General features: G+C 38.1%; 15 protein-coding genes, 2 tRNA genes and 1 riboswitch. Of the genes, 6 read left to right on the top strand and 11 right to left on the bottom strand.

What is annotated here, in order from left to right; all coding sequences use genetic code 11:
• The first annotated feature begins 71 nt into the window (after positions 1–71).
• Positions 72–145: transfer RNA gene (locus tag SJY37_RS03930), tRNA-Asn, on the top strand.
• Positions 146–225: 80 nt separating this feature from the next.
• Positions 226–390, top strand: coding sequence for a hypothetical protein (locus SJY37_RS03935; RefSeq protein ID WP_298323743.1), 165 nt, complete (start codon positions 226–228; stop codon positions 388–390).
• Positions 391–640: 250 nt separating this feature from the next.
• On the opposite strand, the gene SJY37_RS03940 is transcribed toward SJY37_RS03935, so the two are convergent.
• From SJY37_RS03940 to SJY37_RS03975, 8 genes are all read right to left on the bottom strand, one after another.
• Positions 641–714: transfer RNA gene (locus SJY37_RS03940), tRNA-Asp, on the bottom strand.
• 152 nt (positions 715–866) lie between these two features.
• Complete coding sequence (locus SJY37_RS03945; protein ID WP_298323741.1) at positions 867–1,802, bottom strand: DUF58 domain-containing protein; 936 nt, start codon at positions 1,800–1,802, stop codon at positions 867–869.
• A gap of 103 nt (positions 1,803–1,905) precedes the next feature.
• Positions 1,906–2,454 carry a ClpP family protease gene (locus SJY37_RS03950; protein ID WP_298323739.1) on the bottom strand — a complete coding sequence of 183 codons (549 nt, stop codon included), beginning with the start codon at positions 2,452–2,454 and terminating at the stop codon, positions 1,906–1,908.
• Between the two features lie 200 nt (positions 2,455–2,654).
• Complete coding sequence (trxA, locus tag SJY37_RS03955) at positions 2,655–2,972, bottom strand: thioredoxin (protein ID WP_035335387.1); 318 nt, start codon at positions 2,970–2,972, stop codon at positions 2,655–2,657.
• A gap of 146 nt (positions 2,973–3,118) precedes the next feature.
• Positions 3,119–3,820, bottom strand: a complete 702-nt coding sequence (locus tag SJY37_RS03960; protein WP_013750843.1) for a zinc metallopeptidase — start codon at positions 3,818–3,820, stop codon at positions 3,119–3,121.
• A 189-nt stretch (positions 3,821–4,009) separates the two neighbouring features.
• On the bottom strand, positions 4,010–5,116 hold the full coding sequence (gene ald / locus SJY37_RS03965; protein WP_298323733.1) for an alanine dehydrogenase: 1,107 nt from the start codon (positions 5,114–5,116) through the stop codon (positions 4,010–4,012).
• A gap of 125 nt (positions 5,117–5,241) precedes the next feature.
• Complete coding sequence (locus tag SJY37_RS03970) at positions 5,242–5,511, bottom strand: SemiSWEET family sugar transporter (protein WP_298323731.1); 270 nt, start codon at positions 5,509–5,511, stop codon at positions 5,242–5,244.
• Positions 5,512–5,601: 90 nt separating this feature from the next.
• Positions 5,602–8,616: a leucine--tRNA ligase gene (locus SJY37_RS03975; protein WP_298323729.1), complete on the bottom strand. Its 3,015-nt coding sequence runs from the start codon at positions 8,614–8,616 to the stop codon at positions 5,602–5,604.
• Between the two features lie 266 nt (positions 8,617–8,882).
• Between SJY37_RS03975 and SJY37_RS03980 the strand changes: the two genes are divergently transcribed.
• Positions 8,883–15,386, top strand: coding sequence for a M36 family metallopeptidase (locus tag SJY37_RS03980; RefSeq protein WP_298323726.1), 6,504 nt, complete (start codon positions 8,883–8,885; stop codon positions 15,384–15,386).
• A gap of 80 nt (positions 15,387–15,466) precedes the next feature.
• Here the strand turns inward: SJY37_RS03980 and SJY37_RS03985 are convergent, their stop codons facing one another.
• Positions 15,467–16,390: a ketopantoate reductase family protein gene (locus SJY37_RS03985; protein ID WP_298323724.1), complete on the bottom strand. Its 924-nt coding sequence runs from the start codon at positions 16,388–16,390 to the stop codon at positions 15,467–15,469.
• 110 nt (positions 16,391–16,500) lie between these two features.
• Positions 16,501–16,592, top strand: a riboswitch (TPP riboswitch).
• A 159-nt stretch (positions 16,593–16,751) separates the two neighbouring features.
• Here SJY37_RS03985 and SJY37_RS03990 point away from each other — a divergent pair.
• Positions 16,752–18,929, top strand: coding sequence for a TonB-dependent receptor (locus SJY37_RS03990; protein ID WP_298323722.1), 2,178 nt, complete (start codon positions 16,752–16,754; stop codon positions 18,927–18,929).
• Between the two features lie 134 nt (positions 18,930–19,063).
• Here the strand turns inward: SJY37_RS03990 and SJY37_RS03995 are convergent, their stop codons facing one another.
• Positions 19,064–19,486, bottom strand: coding sequence for a hypothetical protein (locus SJY37_RS03995; RefSeq protein WP_013750837.1), 423 nt, complete (start codon positions 19,484–19,486; stop codon positions 19,064–19,066).
• A gap of 189 nt (positions 19,487–19,675) precedes the next feature.
• Between SJY37_RS03995 and greA the strand changes: the two genes are divergently transcribed.
• Complete coding sequence (gene greA / locus SJY37_RS04000) at positions 19,676–20,152, top strand: transcription elongation factor GreA (RefSeq protein ID WP_013750836.1); 477 nt, start codon at positions 19,676–19,678, stop codon at positions 20,150–20,152.
• A gap of 145 nt (positions 20,153–20,297) precedes the next feature.
• Positions 20,298–20,687, top strand: a complete 390-nt coding sequence (locus SJY37_RS04005; RefSeq protein ID WP_298323716.1) for an HIT family protein — start codon at positions 20,298–20,300, stop codon at positions 20,685–20,687.
• Positions 20,688–20,693: 6 nt separating this feature from the next.
• Here SJY37_RS04005 and SJY37_RS04010 read toward each other — a convergent pair whose 3' ends face one another.
• Entirely contained in the window at positions 20,694–21,038 is a 345-nt protein-coding gene (locus tag SJY37_RS04010) for a hypothetical protein (protein WP_298323714.1), read from the bottom strand.
• Positions 21,039–21,047: the final 9 nt, after the last annotated feature.

Below are 21,047 nucleotides of genomic sequence, written 5' to 3' on the forward strand. Positions count from 1 at the left end.
AAAAAATGCTTGATTTTTTTGGACGAGTGTAAAAAAGTTTTATATTTGCATCCGCTTACAAAAAGTAACACTCCTCAATAGCTCAGTTGGTTAGAGCATCTGACTGTTAATCAGAGGGTCCTAAGTTCGAGTCTTAGTTGAGGAGCTAGTAAGTAAAAGCCATACAGTCCGTATGGCTTTTTTTTGTGCCTTATTTTAAATGCGCTAAGTGACAAGCATTAATAAATGCTCAATAATACAAACTCTTGCATAGCCACCACCATAAGACCTAGCGCTTGCAACCTCTTGAGCCAATTAAAGCGTTTTTACGGCATCATCAGCCCCGCCGAAAGCATCATTACTAGAAATATTAAAAAAGATGATCAAGAGCTCTTGTATTTGCTAGCATAATGACCATACAAAGATTTAAAGATATATCAAGAGTTGTCGTGAAAATCGGGAAACTATAAAGGAAGATTCACTTCTAGTCTAAGCACCTAAGATTGCTCTAAAACAAAAAAAGCCTTTCCTACAGGAAAAGCTCTTCATCGGATTCAACTACAAATCCTACCACATGTGATGTGGCCAACACAACATCGTTAAAAGTAATCAATTACTTCTATAAACCAAAAAAAGCCCACGGACTGTGAGCTTTTTGTTGCGGTCTGGACGGGACTCGAACCCGCGACCCCCTGCGTGACAGGCAGATATTCTAACCAGCTGAACTACCAGACCGTTACTCCACTTTTTGAGACTTTGAGTATGTCTTAAATTTTTCAGTTTTTCAATCTCTAACTTCTTAATTAGAGAAGCAACATTGCTTTTGCTTCGTTGCGGGTGCAAATATACACTCGTTTTTTGATTACACAAACAAAAAATTAAAATTTTTAAATAAATTTTTGACGCTCTACTAAAAACGTGGTGAGTATAGGTGCAAAACCTTTTTCAATTACTGCTGGAATATACTTGATACGATACTGAGCACAACGTAGTTGCAAGTTTTTAAAGTACGTTTCTACCGCGCTTGTATAAATATCTCTAATATTATCTGCATATAAATTAATTGATGATCCACTCTCTACATCTACAAATTTACGCGGGCTATTATCAAATTTAAAGTCATATTCCTTCTCTTGACTATATGTATGTAAAAGAATCACCTCGTGTTTATTGTATTTAAGATGTTGCAATGCTTCAAATAATTGTTCTTGCTCTACATCATCTTGTAGCATGTCTGAAAATAAAAACACCAGAGATCTACGCTTTAGCTTTTCTGCAATGAGATGGAGGTGTTTATAGGTAGCTGTTTTCTTTTCTGCTTTTGCAAGAGCGGGATCTAGCACACCATTTAATTGATCTAATAACATATGGTGGTGTCTATCACTTCCCTTCTCTCCCGTGTAGAATTCATAGTCGTCACTATAAATACTCATTCCTACAGCATCACGCTGCTTTTTCATGAGATTCATAATAGCGGCACTCGCAAGTGCAGAGAAGCTTATCTTATTAAGATCTGAAACGCTGTGCTCCTTTACAGCGGGATAATGCATAGAACTACTATTATCTAATATAAGGTGGCAGCGTAGATTAGTTTCTTCCTCATAGCGCTTTGTATACAGTCTATCTGTTTTTGCATAGAGTTTCCAGTCTATATGCTTTGTACTCTCTCCAGGGTTATAGATTTTATGCTCTGCAAACTCTGCCGAAAATCCATGAAACGGACTTTTATGCATCCCAGAAATAAAACCTTCCACTACCTGACGCGCCAGTAACTCTAAGTTTCCGAAGCCCGAAGTTTTATTAAGTTCTGATTTGATATCCATTATGGGTACAATTTAAGTAGGTAAGATATATGTTTTGATACATTAAACACAAAGTGCGGAATAAATTCCGCACTTTGTGTTACTCATAAAACTATAAAGGAGATTATCCCTCATAAACCCCATCTGCAATCCCGTAAGCTACAGACTCCTCTGCACCCATCCAGTGATCACGCTGGAAGTCTTTCATTATTTTTTCAAATGATTGACCACAATTATCTGCAAGGATTTGTGCGCTCAATTCTTTTGTTTTTACAATTTCTTGTGCTGTAATTTCAATATCAGAAGCTTGACCACGTGCTCCACCAGATGGCTGGTGTATCATTACACGTGCGTGTGGCTGTATAAAACGACGCCCTTTCTCTCCTACAGATAAAAGTAGTGACCCCATACTTGCCGCTAGACCTGTACAGATAGTAGAAACTGGACTTTTAATCATTTTAATAGTGTCATACATTGCAAAACCAGATGTTACATAACCACCCGGGCTATTAATAAACAGTTGGATCTCACCATGACCTTGTGCATCTAGGTATAAAAGGCGATCTATTACGTGCTTTGCACTTTTATCATCTACCATTCCCCAAAGGAATATCTTTCTATCATCAAGCAACTGACTGTCAATTGCGTCTTGTACTTTCATTTTCTTTTCCATAAACATATGCCGCGATTACGGCTATTTATCATTCCTGCCTAGACAGAAACCTCATCATTATTTTCTTTTAGTAATCAAAACTGCTACGTGTTGTATTGTTTTGCTTTCGCGAAAGCGTACTCTAGTAACAGCGCTCTAAAAATACAAAAAGGCTTGGCACAGTGCCAAACCTTTCTGATAATCTTATAAAAAGCTTGGATCTATAAAAGTCCGTCGATAGCTTCTGTGTAAGTTGCCTTAGGAGCAACGCCTACTTGACGTCCTACTACCTCACCGTTCTTAAACATAAGAACTGTAGGTATATTACGTACTCCGTATTTTGCTGCAAATTCTTGGTTTGCATCTACGTCTACTTTACCTACGATGGCTTTACCTTCGTATTCTCCTGCGATCTCCTCGATAACTGGTCCTACCATACGGCAAGGTCCACACCAAGCAGCCCAAAAGTCTACTAATACAGGCTTATCGCTGTTTAATACTTGCTCTTCAAATGTCGCATCTGTGATTTCTAATGCCATAACTATATATTTTAATTGTAATTCTATTTAATTCCACTATGCAAACTTAGTCAATAATTAATCCAAACCTTACAACGCTTATATCAGCTTTGATTATAGCGTCATTGTGACAGTTTATCATAAGGTATTTGACAGTATAACACATCCTATCGTCTGTTGCCAAAAACTTGTAATGCAAAGTACAATAAGGTAGCTAGCGACCCTATAGCAGCTACAAGATATGTTCTTGCAGCCCACTTTAATGCATCTTCTGCTCCGTCATACTCTTGTGGTGTTACCATATTTTCTGCCTTAAGCCATGCTAATGCACGATTACTAGCATCATACTCTACTGGTAATGTGATGAGACTAAATATAGTCCCCATTGCGTATAATGCAAGACCTATAATTGCCACAGTACCACCTATTGCGGTAGAAGCCATTAATGCAACACCACCCATTATAACCCACATACTCATTTTTGACGCAATGTTTACAATAGGTACAAGCTTAGATCGCATTTGCAACCAACTGTAAGCTGTAGCGTGTTGTACAGCATGACCTACCTCGTGTGCAGCAACCGCCGCTGCCGAAGCATTGCGCTGCCCATAAACCACGTCACTAAGATTTACTGTCTTATCTCTAGGGTTGTAATGATCTGTAAGCTGTCCAGCTACAGAAATTACTTTTACATCTGTAATTCCATTATCGGCTAGCATTTTTTCGGCAATCTCTGCTCCAGACATCCCGTTGCGCAATTGCACTTCTGAATAATGTTTAAATTTACTTTTGAGCTTGTTGCTTACTAGCATACTCACAAGCCCGATAGCTCCTACAATAATATAGTAGCCCATATATCCTCCTAACATAGTCGTTTATTTTAAAGTTGTTTTAGGTTTCTAAAGTTACAAAAGTATTATGCACAAATTAAGCCAAGATTACAATTCATCTTTTTACTATCAAGAGCCTTAAATACTCGTTGTAATGACAACTACATAAGATTATGGAATACATATGTTGTTTTAAAAGTTCGCTTTCGCGAAAGCGTAACCCACAACCTATATTGCTAGCGGAACATATGGCACATCAAAAACCTCCGAAATCTCTTGATACACAACATCACCTCCGACGATATTCACTCCTTTTTTAAGAGTAGCATCTTTAAGACATGCAGCTTTCCAACCTTGGTCTGCAATTTTTAACACATAAGGCAGTGTTACATTGGTAAGCGCTACGGTGGAAGTATAAGGCACTGCACCAGGCATATTTGCCACACAATAATGCACCACATCGTCTATAATAAAGACTGGATCTTCGTGCGTAGTAGGTTTTGATGTTTCCACGCAGCCACCTTGATCTACAGCAACATCTACAATTACGGTACCTGGACGCATCTCCTTGAGCATGTCTCGAGTAATAAGCTTTGGCGCTTTTGCACCAGGAATAAGAACACCACCTATAATAAGATCGTGCGTTTTTATATGTTTACGGATATTAAATTCATTTGAAAATTCTGTCACCACGTGTGGCGGCATGATATCGTTTACGTGACGCAGTCGCTTCATACTAATATCTAGGATGGTTACATGGGCACCTAATCCCGCAGCCATTTTTGCCGCTTGAATTCCCACTACTCCTGCTCCTAAGACTAACACCTTACCAGGACTCACTCCAGGAACTCCACCTAGAAGTACGCCTCGCCCTTTTACAGGCTTCTCTAGATATCGCGCTCCTTGCTGTATAGACATCCGACCTGCCACTTCGCTCATAGGCGTAAGCAACGGGAGCGAACGGTCTTCCTCTTCAACCGTTTCGTAGGCTATACAAATAGATTTACTGGCAATCATCGCTCTGGTGAGCGGCTCACTAGAGGCAAAGTGAAAATAAGTGAATACGATTTGATCTTTCTTAATGAGCTTATATTCTGGTTCTATGGGCTCCTTAACCTTTACAATCATCTCTGCGCTTGCATAGACCTCCTCAATCGTATCAAGGATTGTTGCACCCGCATCTATATAATGTTGATCTGTAAAACCACTATTAAAGCCAGCTCCTTTTTGAAGATGTACGCTATGACCTCTCTTTACGAGTTCATAGACTCCGCCGGGTGTGATACCCACCCTGTTTTCATTGTTTTTGATCTCTGTAGGAACACCTATTACCATTGCTTAAATTTTGGCATCAAGGTAACAGTAACTTAAAAAAATGCAGATTATAAAATGCTAAAAATCAAAGGCTCTCATAATGATATTATTAAAAATAGCTATGAATTTCTAGTAATCTGAAAATGCTATTTTTTATCGTATTTGATTTTAAAATAAAGTAGTAAGAAAGAAGAAATCACTGTAATAGCATTTGCTAGGATGATAGCGAGACTTTCTTTAAGAACGCCATAAACGAGCCAGAATACAATCCCTACAAAAAACATAGTAAACATAGGAAGACTCAAACCAGAGACATCCTTAGTTTTCCAAGTTTGATACACCTGAGGCAAGAAAGCCGCCGTAGTAAGTGTGGCTGCAACCAGACCTATAATTTCTATGTTATCAATTCCTGCCATAGCGACAACGTATTATTAATGTAATTACAAAACAAAAGCCTGCTCGTGAGCTATTAGAACACAAGCAAGCTTTATATTACAGCTAGGTTATTACCCTACTATATTTACAATCTTACCAGGCACAATAATCACCTTTTTAGGCGTACGACCATCTAGATACATTTGTGTTTTCTCGTTTGCCATAACTACTTTTTCTATCTCATCTTTAGATAGATCAAGTGGTAATTCTAGCGTAAACTTCATCTTCCCATTAAAAGAGATAGGATAGTTCTTTGCACTTTCTACAAGATGACTTGCATCAAATATTGGGTAAGGAGCCTCAGAGATACTTTCTGAGTGACCAAGCTTGCTCCAAAGTTCCTCTGCGATATGCGGAGCATAAGGAGCGATGAGTATTACCAGAGATTCCAGCACTTCACGAGAAGTACATTTTTGTGCTCCTAACTCATTTACAGCAATCATAAATGTAGATACTGAAGTATTGAAACTAAAGTTTTCAATATCCTCTTCTACCTTTTTAATTGTCTTATGTAATGTTTTGAGGCTGTCTTTACTTGGCGCCTCATCTGTTACATTAAAAGCTTCGTCTGCTCCATTGTGGTAGAGCTTCCAGAATTTCTTTAAGAAGTTATGTACTCCTGTAATTCCTGCCGTGTTCCAAGGTTTTGCTTGCTCAAGTGGGCCTAAGAACATCTCATACATACGTAGCGTATCTGCTCCGTATTGCTCACAGATTTGATCTGGATTTACTACATTATACTTAGACTTAGACATTTTTTCAACCTCACGGCCTACTTTGTAAACGCCATCTTCTAAGATAAACTCAGCATTTTTAAATTCTTCACGCCAGTTCTTGAAAGCTTCTACATCTAACTCATCCGATGCATTAACTAAAGCAACGTCTACGTGGATGGAATTAAAAGTCACACCTACTATATTTCCTAAAGCATCAGATTCAGGATTTGTGGTTTCAATAAATTTTTCAACCCTACGAATAAGTTCTTTATTTGTAAAATCTTCTTCTTTTCCTATTCTTTTATACTCAGAGTGAGTAATGAAAATATTTGTTGTTTGAAGAAATTCTGTGTTTTTTATAGTTGTACCAACCACCCTATACACAAAAGCACTCGTCCCTAAAATCATCCCTTGGTTGATCATCTTTTGGAAAGGTTCATCTACACCTACGTGACCTCTATCTTTTAAGAACTTCACCCAGAAACGTGAATACAATAAGTGCCCAGTTCCGTGCTCAGATCCTCCTATATATAAATCTACATTACCCCAGTAATCCATTGCTTCTTTTGAAGCAAAGACTTCATCACGCTGTGCTTTCTCCATGTATCTAAAGAAATACCAGCTACTTCCTGCCCATCCTGGCATGGTGTTGAGTTCTAGCGGGTAAATTCCGTTTTGAGACTTCTCGACTGCGCTCGAAGTGACAAGATCATTAGAGACAACGGTATTTGTATTTGTATCCCATGCCCACACATCTGCTCGGCCTAATGGTGGTTCACCTTCTTCTGTAGGTAGGTATTTTTCTACTTCTGGAAGTTTAATAGGTAAATGAGCAACGTCAATCATCTTTGGGATTCCGTTCTCATAATACACTGGGAAAGGTTCTCCCCAGTATCGCTGGCGGCTAAACACCGCATCACGCAATCTATAGTTTGTTTTGCCCGCTCCTGCGCCTATTTTTTCTAACTCGTAAATCGCAAGTTTTACGGCTTTCTTATATTTTAATCCGTTTAAGAAATCTGAGTTTGTGATAACCGCAGTTGCCTTGTCTGAAAAAGCTTCTTCTGAAATATCTACGCCTTCAAAAACGTTAGGAATTGCAATATCAAATTTCTTTGCAAAGTCATAATCGCGTTGATCACCACAAGGAACTGCCATCACGGCTCCTGTTCCATAACCAGCAAGTACATAATCTCCTATCCATACTGGAATAGGCTCCTTTGTAAAAGGATGCTCTGCATAGGCACCCGTAAATACACCAGATATTGTTTTTACATCTGCCATACGCTCACGCTCAGAACGCTTTGCAGTTTTTTCAATGTATGCTGCTACTGCTTCTTTTTGTTCTGGAGTAGTGATTTGAGCCACTAACTCATGCTCTGGAGCCAATGTCATGAATGACACTCCAAAAATAGTATCAGGGCGAGTTGTAAATACTTCTACCTTTTCTGCATGATCCTTAAGAGGGAACGTAACCATCGCTCCAACAGATTTACCTATCCAGTTGCGCTGTGTTTCTTTTATTGATTCGCTCCAGTCTATTCCTTCAAGTCCTTGAATTAATCGTTCTGCATAAGCAGAGATACGCATAGACCACTGCGTCATTTTCTTACGTATCACAGTGTGACCACCACGCTCAGAAACGCCGTTTACAATCTCATCGTTTGCAAGTACGGTTCCAAGTGCTGGGCACCAGTTTACTTCCGTTTCTGCTAGATAGGTTAAGCGGTATTGTAATAGTATATCTTGTTGTTCTTTTTCTGTAAATGCATTCCACTGCTCAGCAGTAAATGGCGTGATATTATCATCACAGGCAGCGTTTATCTCGGCATTTCCAGTTTTCGCGAAAGCGGAAACCAACGTTTCTATCGCTTCTGCTTTATCTGTATCCTTGTTGTACCAAGAGTTAAAAAGCTCTGTAAAAATCCACTGCGTCCATTTATAGTATTCAGGATTTGAGGTACGCACCTCACGGCTCCAATCAAAAGAAAAGCCAATTTTATCCAGCTGTTTTCTATAACCGGCAATCACATTACCTTGGTTATCTACACCACCCTCAATATTCACCTTTGTAGTCACCGCAGGATGCTGCCCCGTCTGGATTGCATATTGCTCTGCAGGTAATCCAAAAGAATCATATCCCTGTGGATGCAATACATTAAACCCCTTTAAACGCTTGTAACGCGAGTACACATCACTTGCAATATACCCAAGTGGATGACCCACGTGGAGCCCAGCCCCAGAAGGATAAGGAAACATATCAAGCACATAATATTTAGGTTTATCACTGTTATTTGACGCGTGAAAAGTGCCTTTATCTGCCCAGTATTGTTGCCATCTGGCTTCTATCTCGTTAAAGTGGTATTTCATGGTATATGTATTATTTATACGCTTTTGCGAAAGCGTGCTCTTCCTCATTTAAGGGGGCAAATTTACAATTAATTATGGGGAAACACTTTACCAAAAGAATCAATAGCTACTAACTTTTAAAATAGAATATTACTAATAGATAAAGTATAATCATTTAAAAAGGTGATAGTTAAGAACAAGAAAATAAATAAAACAGAACATGTAAGTGTAAGAAATTTCTTAGATTTAACCCTTTAAGTTATTTACATCAATCAATCAACCTTTTCATGATCAAAAAATTACACACAATTATTGTGGTTTTATGTCTATTACCTTTTGCCGTAAATGCGCAATCCACTTCAAGAGACATTGACAAGATTCTTGTTTCTCACATTGCAAAACAACAGCTCAAACCCTCTGACATCGCTGCTTATCAAATCACAAGTCAGCACACTAGTTCTACAAGCGGTATACAACACATTTATTTTAGGCAATCCTATAATGACATTGAGGTTATTGGAACAGAAAGCAGTGTCCACATTAAAAACGGTAAGGCAGTACAGAGTCACATTAACTTCTATAGGGATATAGAAACAAGGGTAAAGTCCACTTCTCACATACTCAATGAAACTGCCGCAATACAATCTGTGGTGACTAAAATGGGCTACGCATCTGGTGGACTAAATCAAATATCTTATGATGCAAAAACAAACACTAGGACATTTAAGAGTCCGTACACATCTCGTGACCCTATTCCAGTAAAAAAAGTATATACTGTTACAAATCAAGGAGCACTAATTGCTACTTGGGAACTTTTTATAAATGAGACCCAAAGCAAAAATTGGTACAACTTTTTTGTTGATGCCACAAATGGTAACATTCTTTCAAAAAAGAATAGGACTTTAACCTGTACTGTAAATCACGATCATAGTAAGAGTACTCATACAACCGCTTTCGCGAAAGCAAAAAAAACCACCCTTAAAGTTTCTCCTTCCGTAGATGCTGTTTTTATGGATGGTACATATACTGTGTATCCGTTACCACTGGCTTCACCTTTTGAAGGGGATCGATCTCAAGTTTCTGGGGTTTTTAACACTGTGGCATCACCATTTGGATGGCACGATACAAATGGGGCAACAGGTGCTGAATACACGGTCACTAGAGGAAATAATGTAAATGCATATGAAGATGGTGACAATACAGGATTTCAACCAGATGGAGGTTCAGACCTTTTCTTTGATTATCCTATAAACACAGTTTTTAGTAATGGAAGTCAATCTGAAAGCGCTGCTATTACAAATCTTTTTTATTGGAACAATATTGTGCATGATGTTTTATACCAATATGGTTTTGATGAGGCTAGTGGAAACTATCAAGAGAACAATTATGACAATGGCGGTGTAGGTAATGATCACGTAAATGCTGAAGCTCAAGACAATTCTGGAGAGTGCAATGCAAACTTTAGCTTTTCTCCAGATGGAGTTTCAGGTAGAATGCAAATGTATACTTGTGGCTCTAGGGATGGAGATTTAGACAACCAAGTAATCATACACGAATACGGTCACGGCATCTCAACTCGTCTTACCGGTGGGGCTGCAAACTCTGACTGTCTATTTAATGATGAACAAATGGGGGAAGGATGGAGCGACTGGTATGGCACCGTTATGACTATTAAGCCAGAAGATGTAGGAACAGACTTAAGACCAGTGGGTAATTGGTTATTCCAGCAAGGTCCTGACGATGGAGGTATCCGTGATTTTCCATATACTACAGATTTCTCTCAAGACCCGCGCACCTATAATAGTATTCAAAACACTTCTGTCCCTCACGGCGTTGGTTCTGTGTGGGCAGCAATGTTATGGGAAATGACTTGGAATCTTATAGAAGAGTACGGTTTTGATCCAGACATTTACAATGGTACTGGCGGAAATAATATTGCAATAGCTCTCGTTACAGAAGGACTTAAATTACAACCGTGCAACCCTGGTTTTGTAGATGGTCGAGACGCTATACTCGCCGCAGACCTTACACTATATGGAGGAGCTAATCAATGTCGTATTTGGGATGCCTTTGCAAAGCGAGGTTTAGGGCTAAGTGCAGACCAAGGCTCTTCTTTTAATCTTTTTGATGGTACAGAAGCTTTTGATTCTCCAGCAACCTCTTTTCAGCTAAATGAAGAACCTATATGTCTTTCTGCAGATGTTATTGTATTAGGAGGAGGTTTACCTACAGGCGGTGTATACTCTGGTACTGGTGTAACAGACAATGGGAATGGGCAAACCTTTACATTTGACCCTACTATAGCTGGTATAAATGATCACCTTATATCATATGTAGCAGACTCCCCTTGCGACGATGGAGGTGATACAGCAACTGCAATCCTTAGTGTTAAATCTGACGACCCTATTATTATATGTCAAGACATCACAGTAACACTTGATGCCGAAGGAAATGCACAAATCATTCCGGAAGACGTAGTAACCAATTTTTCACCTGGGAATGGGTATACTATAAGTCAATCTGGTGTGTTTTCTCCTGAAGACATTTCCGGAGGCACTGCATTAAACTTATCTGATGATCAGACTTCAGACCCAGTATCTCTTGGATTTGATTTTAATTTTTTTGGAGACACATATTCAACAGCTCGTATTTCATCTAATGGATTTTTAACTTTTGAAAACACGGGTAATTCAGGATGTTGCTCTGGAGAATTTATTCCATCTCAGAGTGCAATTAACAACTATATCGCTTTTGCGTGGTCAGATCTTTTTCCTCCAGGTGGAAATGGAATCGTTAGATACACAACAATAGGTGCAGCACCTAACAGAATATTTATATTAGACTTTATTGACATATCGTTATGTTGTGATTCTACTCCAGAGGTAACAACACAATTAAAGTTGTTTGAGGGTAGCTCAGTGATAGAAATTCATACCACTGAAATCACACAATCTGGGATAATGAGCCAGGGGATTGAAAATGCTGATGGTACCGAAGGTTACGTTCTTGATGAGCGTAATAATACGCAGTTTACCCTAACAAATGATTTTATAGCATTCATTCCTAATACAGGAGATTTTCCTGATAATTGTGGAAATGCGACAACTGTAGCTATAGATATCGACACTTTTACCTGCTCTGACTTAGGAGAAAATACAGTAACAGCAACCGCAACAGATAGTGAAGGCAATACATCAAGCTGTACAGCTACGGTTACTATAATTTCTGACGTTTCTGTAACATTTGAACAAGAAGAGATATTATGTGCTGATCAAATTAGCGTCACTTTAGGAGGAGGGCTTCCTACTGGTGGAGTATATTCTGGAACAGGTGTTACAGATGATGGAAATGGGCAAACATTTACAATTGACCCATCTATGACAGGCGAGGGTTCTGTAACAGTATCTTATGAATCTGAAAATTCTTGTGGCTTAAATGGTACAGCCGCTGTTACACTAGAAATTATATCTAGTATTCCTGATGTGTCCTGTCAAGATATTACCATTTCATTAAATGACGAGGGGACAGCAACAGTGTCGTGGGAAGATGTTTTCGACTCCAGCACTTTTACGGGGAATCTTGAAAGTACTTTATATGCGTTAAATCCAAATTCTGGTATATTGAATATAGCCGAATATCAATTTAATCAAACTAGTAGTAACCTTGAACTTAATTCAGGTTTTAACTACTCTACAGGGTTAGACCGAAATTACGGTTTTGACAAACACCCAGAAACAAGTGAAGTATACCTAGTAGCCTCTGAAGTTGCAGGAGGTGTAAGGTCTCTTTATAGGATTGATCTTAACAACCCCTCTATAGATCCACAACTTATTTCTAGTTTAACCTCATCAAATGGTAGTAATCAAATAATAGACATCACCTTTGACAACAACGGTAGCTTATACGCTATTTATAATAATGGGGAACTTGAAATTATAAATACAGAAACAGGGGCTTCATCTCCTTTTGCGTTTATAAATATTTTTGGAGCTACAGGAATAACATATGATTTTGATAATGATCGTTTATTGTATGCCACAGGTACAGGTCCTGTGAATATTTATGAAGTAAATCTCTCTACTGGAGGTTCCAATAATATAGGGGTGTTTTTTACACCAGGGCCCAACGAGTTTTGTTCGGCACAAGCGTTGGAATACATAGGAAACAACACTTTAATGGCAGGAGCAACATCTTCTTGTGACATTCTTTATGAGATAAACCTCACCTCTTTTGAGACATCTCTTCTAGCCAACCCTACTGGATCATACCCCAATATCAAAGACCTGTTGTTATACTCTCAAAAACCTCTTGACAGTTGCACCAACGAACCATTAACTCTAGTGGTGACTCCTAGTACTTTTGACTGTTCTAATTTAGGAGAAAATGTAATTACTCTTACAGCAACAGATAGTCTAGGGAATACTACATCTTGTACTAGTACAGCAGTTGTCACAACAACAGTTGATGTTACATTTGCAACAGAAAGTACATTTTGTCTAGATCAAGGTGAAATTATTTTGGGTGGAGGATTTCCTTCTGGAGGAGTATATTCTGGCTCAGGAGTAACGGATAATAATAATGGTATAGATTTCACACTAAACCCATCAATAGGAGAAGGATTTTACGAAATCACCTACTCGTACACTAATGCCTGTGAACTTCAAGACCAAGCAACACAAACTATAGAAATACTTGGTGTAATTCCAGATTTAGAATGTACTGATATAACTGTAAATCTTGATGAAAATGGTATAGTTGTTCTAGATGCTGCGCTTTTACTGGGTGCTGCTGGCGAATCTGAAATAGGGACACTCTACGCTTTAAACCCTTTCTCTGGTAATCAAAACATTGCAAAATATAGTTATGATACGATTACTGATGACTTAACTTTAGATTCTTCTTATTCTTATAGTACTGGAGCAGACAGAAATTATGGTTTTGATCAAAATCCGTTAACTAGTGAATTATATCTATTAAGAAGAGTGCCAGAAACAGGAAATAGAGCACTCTATAGTATTGATTTACAAGAAGAGGAAGGAGAACCTACGTTTATTTCTGAAATAATTTCTGTAAATGGATCAAATCAAGTTCAAGATATGGCCTTTGGTATAGACGGAACACTCTATATGGTATTTAATGGTGGTGAGATTAATAGCTACAATATCGATTCTGGTAATACAGAAGTTATTGCATCTGTCAACTCTTCCGGAGCTGCTGGAATGACCTTTGACACTGATCAAAATAGACTTCTATACTCCACAGGATCTAATCCTGTAAACCTTTTTGCAATTGATACATCGACTGGTACAGTAACAGAGTTATTTTCTTGGTTTACGCCAGGAAACGATAATAGCTGTAGTGCTCAAGGCATTGAGTATGTCGGACAAGGAAAAGTAATTGCGAGCTCAACATTTGGCTGCGATATTATATACACTGTTGACCTTGAAAGTCAAGAGACTGAATTACTAATAAATCCTACAGGTTCATATTCTGATATAAAAGACTTGATGTTTTTAGGAACATTACCTGTAGATAATTGTAATGGTGAAGCGCTTACTTTTACGGTAACTCCTAATCAATTAGATTGTTCTAATATTGGTGAAAACATAGTAACTGTAATAGCAACAGATGTAGATGGGAACACGAGTGAATGCACCTCTACAGTTACTGTAATTGACACTACTGCTCCTATAATAAACTGTTTATCTTCTATTGATGTTGTTTTAGACAGTTCTGGAAGTATTATACTAACTGCAGAGGATCTTATTACAGGAAATATCATAGACAATTGCGATACAAATCTCCAAATAGATATCTCGCCATCTGAAATCACTTGTGATAATTATTCTACAATTGCACTTGCGGAACTAGTTAAAAATGGCAGTTTTGAAAACGACTTAAACTTCTGGGAATCAACAATTGAAAATGGAACAGATGATGGATCGTGCTCTCAACCTTGGAAAGCTCAACCAGATTCGCAAAATATATGTTGTTGTGTAGACGAAATATTTCCCACCGATGGTTTCTCCGCTGCATTTACTTCATTTGATGGCTTTGGCAATAGTTTTTATAGATTGTCCCAAGATATTCTTATTCCTACAAGTGAAAATGAAAGCGACTTTGAAGCCCTTTTGAGTTTTGATTGGGTTGCAAACTTTAATTTAAGCGGATTTGAAAACAGAAAACTAGAAGTAATTATTTACGACGATTCTGGTGCTGAAATCGAAGTTGTTTATGAAGATATCATCCCAGCAGATGGGGAGTCTTTTAGGAATGAAACCATTTCTCTTGATTTAACTAACACACTACTACCTTATCGCAGTGAACAAATTACACTTGAGTTTAGCGCTTTTATTCCTGAAGAATTTTTAGGACCTGCTAAAGCAATGATAGATAACGTTTCACTTTTAGCAAATGCAACTACCAGTATTGTTGATGTACAAATTACAGTGACAGATGTTTCAGGTAATAGCTCGGTATGTACAGTACAGGTTAATGTTTCAGACCCTAATAATGTTTGTGCATTAAGCACAGATGAATTTTTTAATAATGACATTAAAATTTTCCCAAATCCAGCGTCATCAAATTTTAAAGTCACTTGGAATAGTACATATAAGCCAGAAAAAATTAAGATTTACGACCTCCTTGGCAAACATATTCTAACGAAAAGAATACAAGAAAATCAACTAGATACGAGCTTCAATATTAGTGAGCTTAAAACTGGTATTTACTTGGTTCAATTGATTCATCAATCAAACCAGATTATCACAAAAAGGTTAATAGTAGAATAGGTTAGAATACTACTATTATTTTTTAAATAAAATACGCCTGTAGCTATTGCTTCAGGCGTATTTTGCTTAATCTTATATCTTTAATTTCTATGATCCCTTTCCATAGGCAATAACAACTGATAAATCATCTCGTTTACTGGCGTAGGCACTCCAAGTCGTTTACCTTCCTTCATGATATAACCATTAAAGTTTTCTAGTTCGCTAGGTTTTCCAGCCATGATATCGCGTTGTGTTGAAGCTGTAGTCTCATGCGCTTGCTTGCTAATGGCTTCAAAGATGTTTTCAATGGTTTTCTCTGGGAGTATAATCCCTTTTGCTTTTGCAACCTCAAATACTTCTTGCGCGGTCTTGCGCATCAGTTCTTTTATATACGGCTGCTCTCTCATCACTCCTATAGGTACTCTTGTTAGTCCGCCTATGGCGCTTATAGTTGTTATAAAAAGGAACTTTTGCCAGATGGCTACTTGAATATTATCTGGAACAGCCGCATTAATTCCTGCATTTGTAAATACAGACACTATTTTTTCTAAACGTTCTGTCTTGATATTATCCTGCTCTCCAAAAAGTATTGCAGGCGCTATATCTGGATTAGAGATCACTCCTGGCGCTTCAATAAAACTAATCATACGGCAAAGTCCTGCCAGTACTTGTGACTTAGGAACCACCGAATTAAGGACCTCTACGTTACTTGCTCCGTTTTGTAAAGGCAGATATAATGTGTTTTCATCACAATATTGCAATATATCTTTTACAGCACTCTCTATTTGATATGACTTCACTCCAAAGATGACTAAATCTGGTGTTTCAATCTGACTAAGATCATCTGTTGCTAGATACGGAGTCGCTTTAAAATCTCCTGTTATACTTTTTACCTCAATACCGTTTTCTTGTATGGCCTTAAGGTGTTCTCCTCTAGCAATCATGGTTACTTTATTTCCAGCAAGTGCGAGTTTCCCTCCAAAGAATCCCCCCACGCCACCGGCTCCGTAAATTAAAATATGCATCGTTTTATAATTTTATAAGAACTAGAGAATGCTAGTCAGTTTAAAAGTACAGTAAGCGGATTTATTTTTTCTTTATAATATCTTAATTAAAAACTCTAGTATATCTTTGCAAAATCTCAAAGGGGTGCTTTTTACGAAGCTGAGATTATACCCATTGAACCTAGAACAGGTAATGCTGTTTAGGAATGAGGAACATGTCTTTCCAGATAACGCTATACAAATTAGCTTTTCTAGTGTTACCATATTTCTCTTGAGAAGCACTACGGTGCACCCTCTTCAATATGTGCTCACGGCACAGGTATGTAAATGCTAACTCATTTAGAATATTTGCCCTTTGTATTCGTAACTAAACCATATACGGATGAAAAAGATCCTATTGAGTATGATTGCGCTTGCAGGAATTACAGCTAGTGCACAAGAGAAAACAGTGGTAGACACTACAAAAGTAGAGTCACTTGATGAAGTTTTAGTACGCTCTGTACGAGTAAAAGCCGACTCACCAATTACGCATTCCAACTTAACCAAAAAACAAATTGCAGAGCGCAACTTAGGACAAGACATTGCTACGCAGCTCAACTTTTTACCAAGTGTAGTAACAACCTCAGATGCAGGTGCAGGAATAGGGTATACAGGTTTTAGAGTTCGCGGTACGGGTAATCAAGGTATCAATGTTACTATAAATGGAATCCCATACAATGATGCAGAGAGTGCAACGACGTTCTTTGTAAACCTTCAAGATTTTAGCTCTTCTGTAGAGAGTTTACAGCTACAACGTGGTGTAGGATCTTCTACTAATGGACCTGGAGCCTTTGGAGCAAGTCTTAATATTCTTACAGATGCAATTTCTAACGAGGCATATGGTGAGATTTCTAACTCTTTTGGGTCTTTTGGTACGCGACGTCACAATGTTAAGTTTAGTACAGGCTTGCTCAACGATCACATAGAGATATCTGGTCGTTTGTCACAGATCAAATCTGATGGTTACATCGACCGTGCGTCATCTGATCTTAAATCTTACTTTTTGCAAGCAGCATACAAGGATGATAATACGCTCATCAAGCTTATCAACTTTGCAGGGTCTGAAGTTACATACCAATCTTGGTTTGGGATAGATGCAGAGACACTAGCCGAAGATAGAACCTTTAACCCTGCGGGACAGTTTACGGATGAGAATGGTGAGACACGCTTTCACGAGAATCAAGTAGATGATTACAAGCAAGATCATTATCAACTACACTGGAATCAGCGTTATGACAATAACTGGAGCACACAATTGAGCCTAAACTACACCTATGGTAGAGGCTTTTTTGAAGAATATAAAGAGGATGAAGATCTTGCATTTTACAGCATTGCCCCAGTAGTTATAGGTAGTGAAACCATAGAAACATCAGATATTATAAGACGTCGCTGGCTAGACAATGACTTCTATGTGGCAAGTGCGACAGCAAATTACAAGGACAACAAGATTGACTTTGTAGGTGGTGCTTACGGTAGTATTTATGATGGAGACCATTTTGGCGAAGTGATTTGGGCGCGTTTTGCTAGTGATAGTGAGACTGGTGATAATTATTACTTCGGGACTGGAAAGAAAAAAGAATTTTCTGCTTTCGCGAAAGCGAACTACCGCTTCAATTCTAAATGGAGTGGATACTTAGACTTACAGCAGCGCTTTATCTCATACACTACAGACGGAATCAACTCTGACGTTGCCGAATTTATTGTAGACGAAGACTATAGTTTCTTTAACCCGAAAGCAGGTCTTTCTTATAAAATAGACAGCGAAAACCAATTATATGCATCTTTTGCAAGAGCAAATCGCGAACCTAACCGTACAGATTTTGAAAATGGAGCACCGCGTCCAGAGCGTCTTAACGACTGGGAATTAGGATGGAGATACAACACGAGCCGCGTGTCGCTTAATGTAAATGGATATTATATGGGATATCGTGACCAGCTAGTTCTTACTGGAGCGCTAGATGATGTAGGAGCACCTATACGTGCAAATAGCGGTGAGAGTTATAGAGCAGGTATTGAAATAGATGCTGCAGTTGCGATTACTGATAAGTTGATGATACAACCTAATCTGGCGCTAAGCACAAATAAAAACAAAGACTTCGTTTTTGAAAGAGATGGTGTATTAACAAACCTAGGCAATACAAATATCTCTTATTCTCCAGATGTAGTAGTGGGTAACACCATAAGCTATAAACCTGCAGAAAATCTAAGATTGAGCTTCTTATCTAAGTATGTAGGAGAACAATATCTAGGAAACATCGATAGCGATTTCTCAAAGCTAGACAGTTACTTTACGAATGATTTAAATATAAGTTATGAGATAAAGGATGTGTCTGTTTTTAAATCAATTATCCTTAACGGATTAGTAAACAACATCTTTAATATAGACTATGTGTCTAACGGGTATTTCTTTACGTATGATGATGATTTCTCAGTACCTAATGAGATTACAACCATTGAAGGAGCGGGCTATTATCCGCAGGCGGGAATTAACTTCTTAGTAGGAGCTACACTCAAATTTTAAGGGATAAAAGGTCTTATTATTTAATTTTCGCTATATTTAAGTCGCTAAAAATAAACAATATGTAATCAGTTGGGGGACTGAACTACAAATTGTAAGTGAGAAGCCGCCTCTTTTGAGTCGGCTTCTTTTTTCTTTTAGTTAAATACTGTGATGCTATTACCAGAAGCATTTACTCGGTAATTAAGCATTGTGTATTCTAGCACTTCATTATTAGACTGCCCAGTAAAGAGATTGTAACTATTATCATCGTCACACTGGCATTTTACATTGATACCATCTATAACCATAAGTGAGCAATCATTGGGCGCATGGTTAGGATCTGATGCTTCCCACGCAACAATGCTGCTACCTGTATTAATAACAAAAAGACCACGTATACCTCCGTTTTGAACGTAGATAGGGTTACTTGGGATTTCTAAATCTAATACTTGAATAGCACTCAATTGTGTAGAAAAGTTCACATCTAGTAAGAAAGGATTACGCTGGTTTCCATCATCACTATTTGTACATGAAAAGCAAAGAGTAGTAAGAAGAACAAAGGTCAATATCTGACGCATAGAAGTATTTTTTTTACGCTTTCGCGAAAGCGTGATTTCAATAATTTAGGCTCGCAAGGTACCATAAAACGGTAAAGGATTTAAAATATTTTGTATATTCGTGAGACACGTCCCGAAGAGGGACTTTTTTTATGTGTATGCATAAAATGACAACATTTTTAAACTAATTATACTTAAACCGGATCTATTATGAGTAAGGTAAATTATTATACACCAGAGGGCTTAAAGAAGCTTAAGGACGAACTAAATCACCTACGTGATGTGGAGCGCCCTAAGGCGTCACAAGATATTGCAGATGCTCGTGACAAAGGGGATTTAAGTGAGAACGCCGAATATGATGCTGCAAAGGAAGCACAAGGTATGCTTGAAATGCGTATTGCAAAACTAGAAAACCTAGCCTCAAATGCACGTATCATTGACGAGTCACAACTAGACACATCTAAAGTACTTGTGCACTCTACGGTAAAAATTAAAAATCAAATTAATGGCGCAACCATGACCTACAAACTTGTAGCTCAAAATGAAGCCGACATTAAAAAGGGACTCATCTCTGTAGACTCACCTATAGGTAAAGGACTGCTAGGCAAGGAAGTAGGCGAAGTAGCTGAGATTCAAGTGCCAAGTGGCGTAATGAAATTTGACGTTGTTTCTATCTCAAGGGACTAAGTTGAACTCGAAATTGAAGTTGAAGTTGAAGTTGAAGTTGAAATCTTTATACTTCTTTAACAGCATTAAAAGACTAAAAGTTACCATGTAATTTTTAGTCTTTTTACTTAATAGATTTGCCTATCCATTTCATAAACACATTCATATGCCAAGCATTTTCACGAAAATTATAAATAGAGAAATCCCAGGGCACATCGTTGCCGAAGATGATAAGCACATCGCCATCCTAGATGTAAATCCTAATGCAAAAGGACACACACTTTGTATCCCCAAAAAAGAGGTAAATAAAGTATTTGATCTTGAAGAACAAGAATATCTTGACCTCATGCTATTCTCTCGCAAGGTTGCAATTGCTCTAGAAAAAGCAGTGCCTTGTAAACGCGTAGGCGTTTCTGTAATAGGTCTTGAAGTTCCTCACGTGCACGTACACCTTGTACCACTACAAACTATGGAGGATATCCAGTTTAAGAAAAAAGTGACGCTTAGCGATGGTGAGTTTAAAGAGCTTGTAGAGATTATAAAAAGGGAGTTTTAAGACGTTTTACAAACTACTAACCAACGCAAAAACCACAATAGCGATAACTGCTACAGCTATTGCCCCTATCACATAGGTTTGTGATTTTACTTTAAAGAAGGTTTCCTTTTCGGCGCGTTTTAGGTTGTACTCATAGAGGCGCTCAATATCTGCGGTCCATTTTACGGGATAAATAGGAAACTCACAGTGCTTGCAGTATATCTCTTCACGCACAACATCTGTCGCTTTTTGTACCCAGAAAGTATCTTTCCACTCTTGTTTGAAACTTAATTCAAGGCCACTATTACTGTAGCATTCTGGGCAGTTGCACTGTAAAATAGTCGTTTGTATGGTCTTTAATTCGGTTGTCATAAAAGAAGT

It is taken from the genome of Dokdonia sp. R78006 (assembly GCF_042466145.1).
Classification (GTDB): Bacteria; Bacteroidota; Bacteroidia; order Flavobacteriales; family Flavobacteriaceae; genus Dokdonia.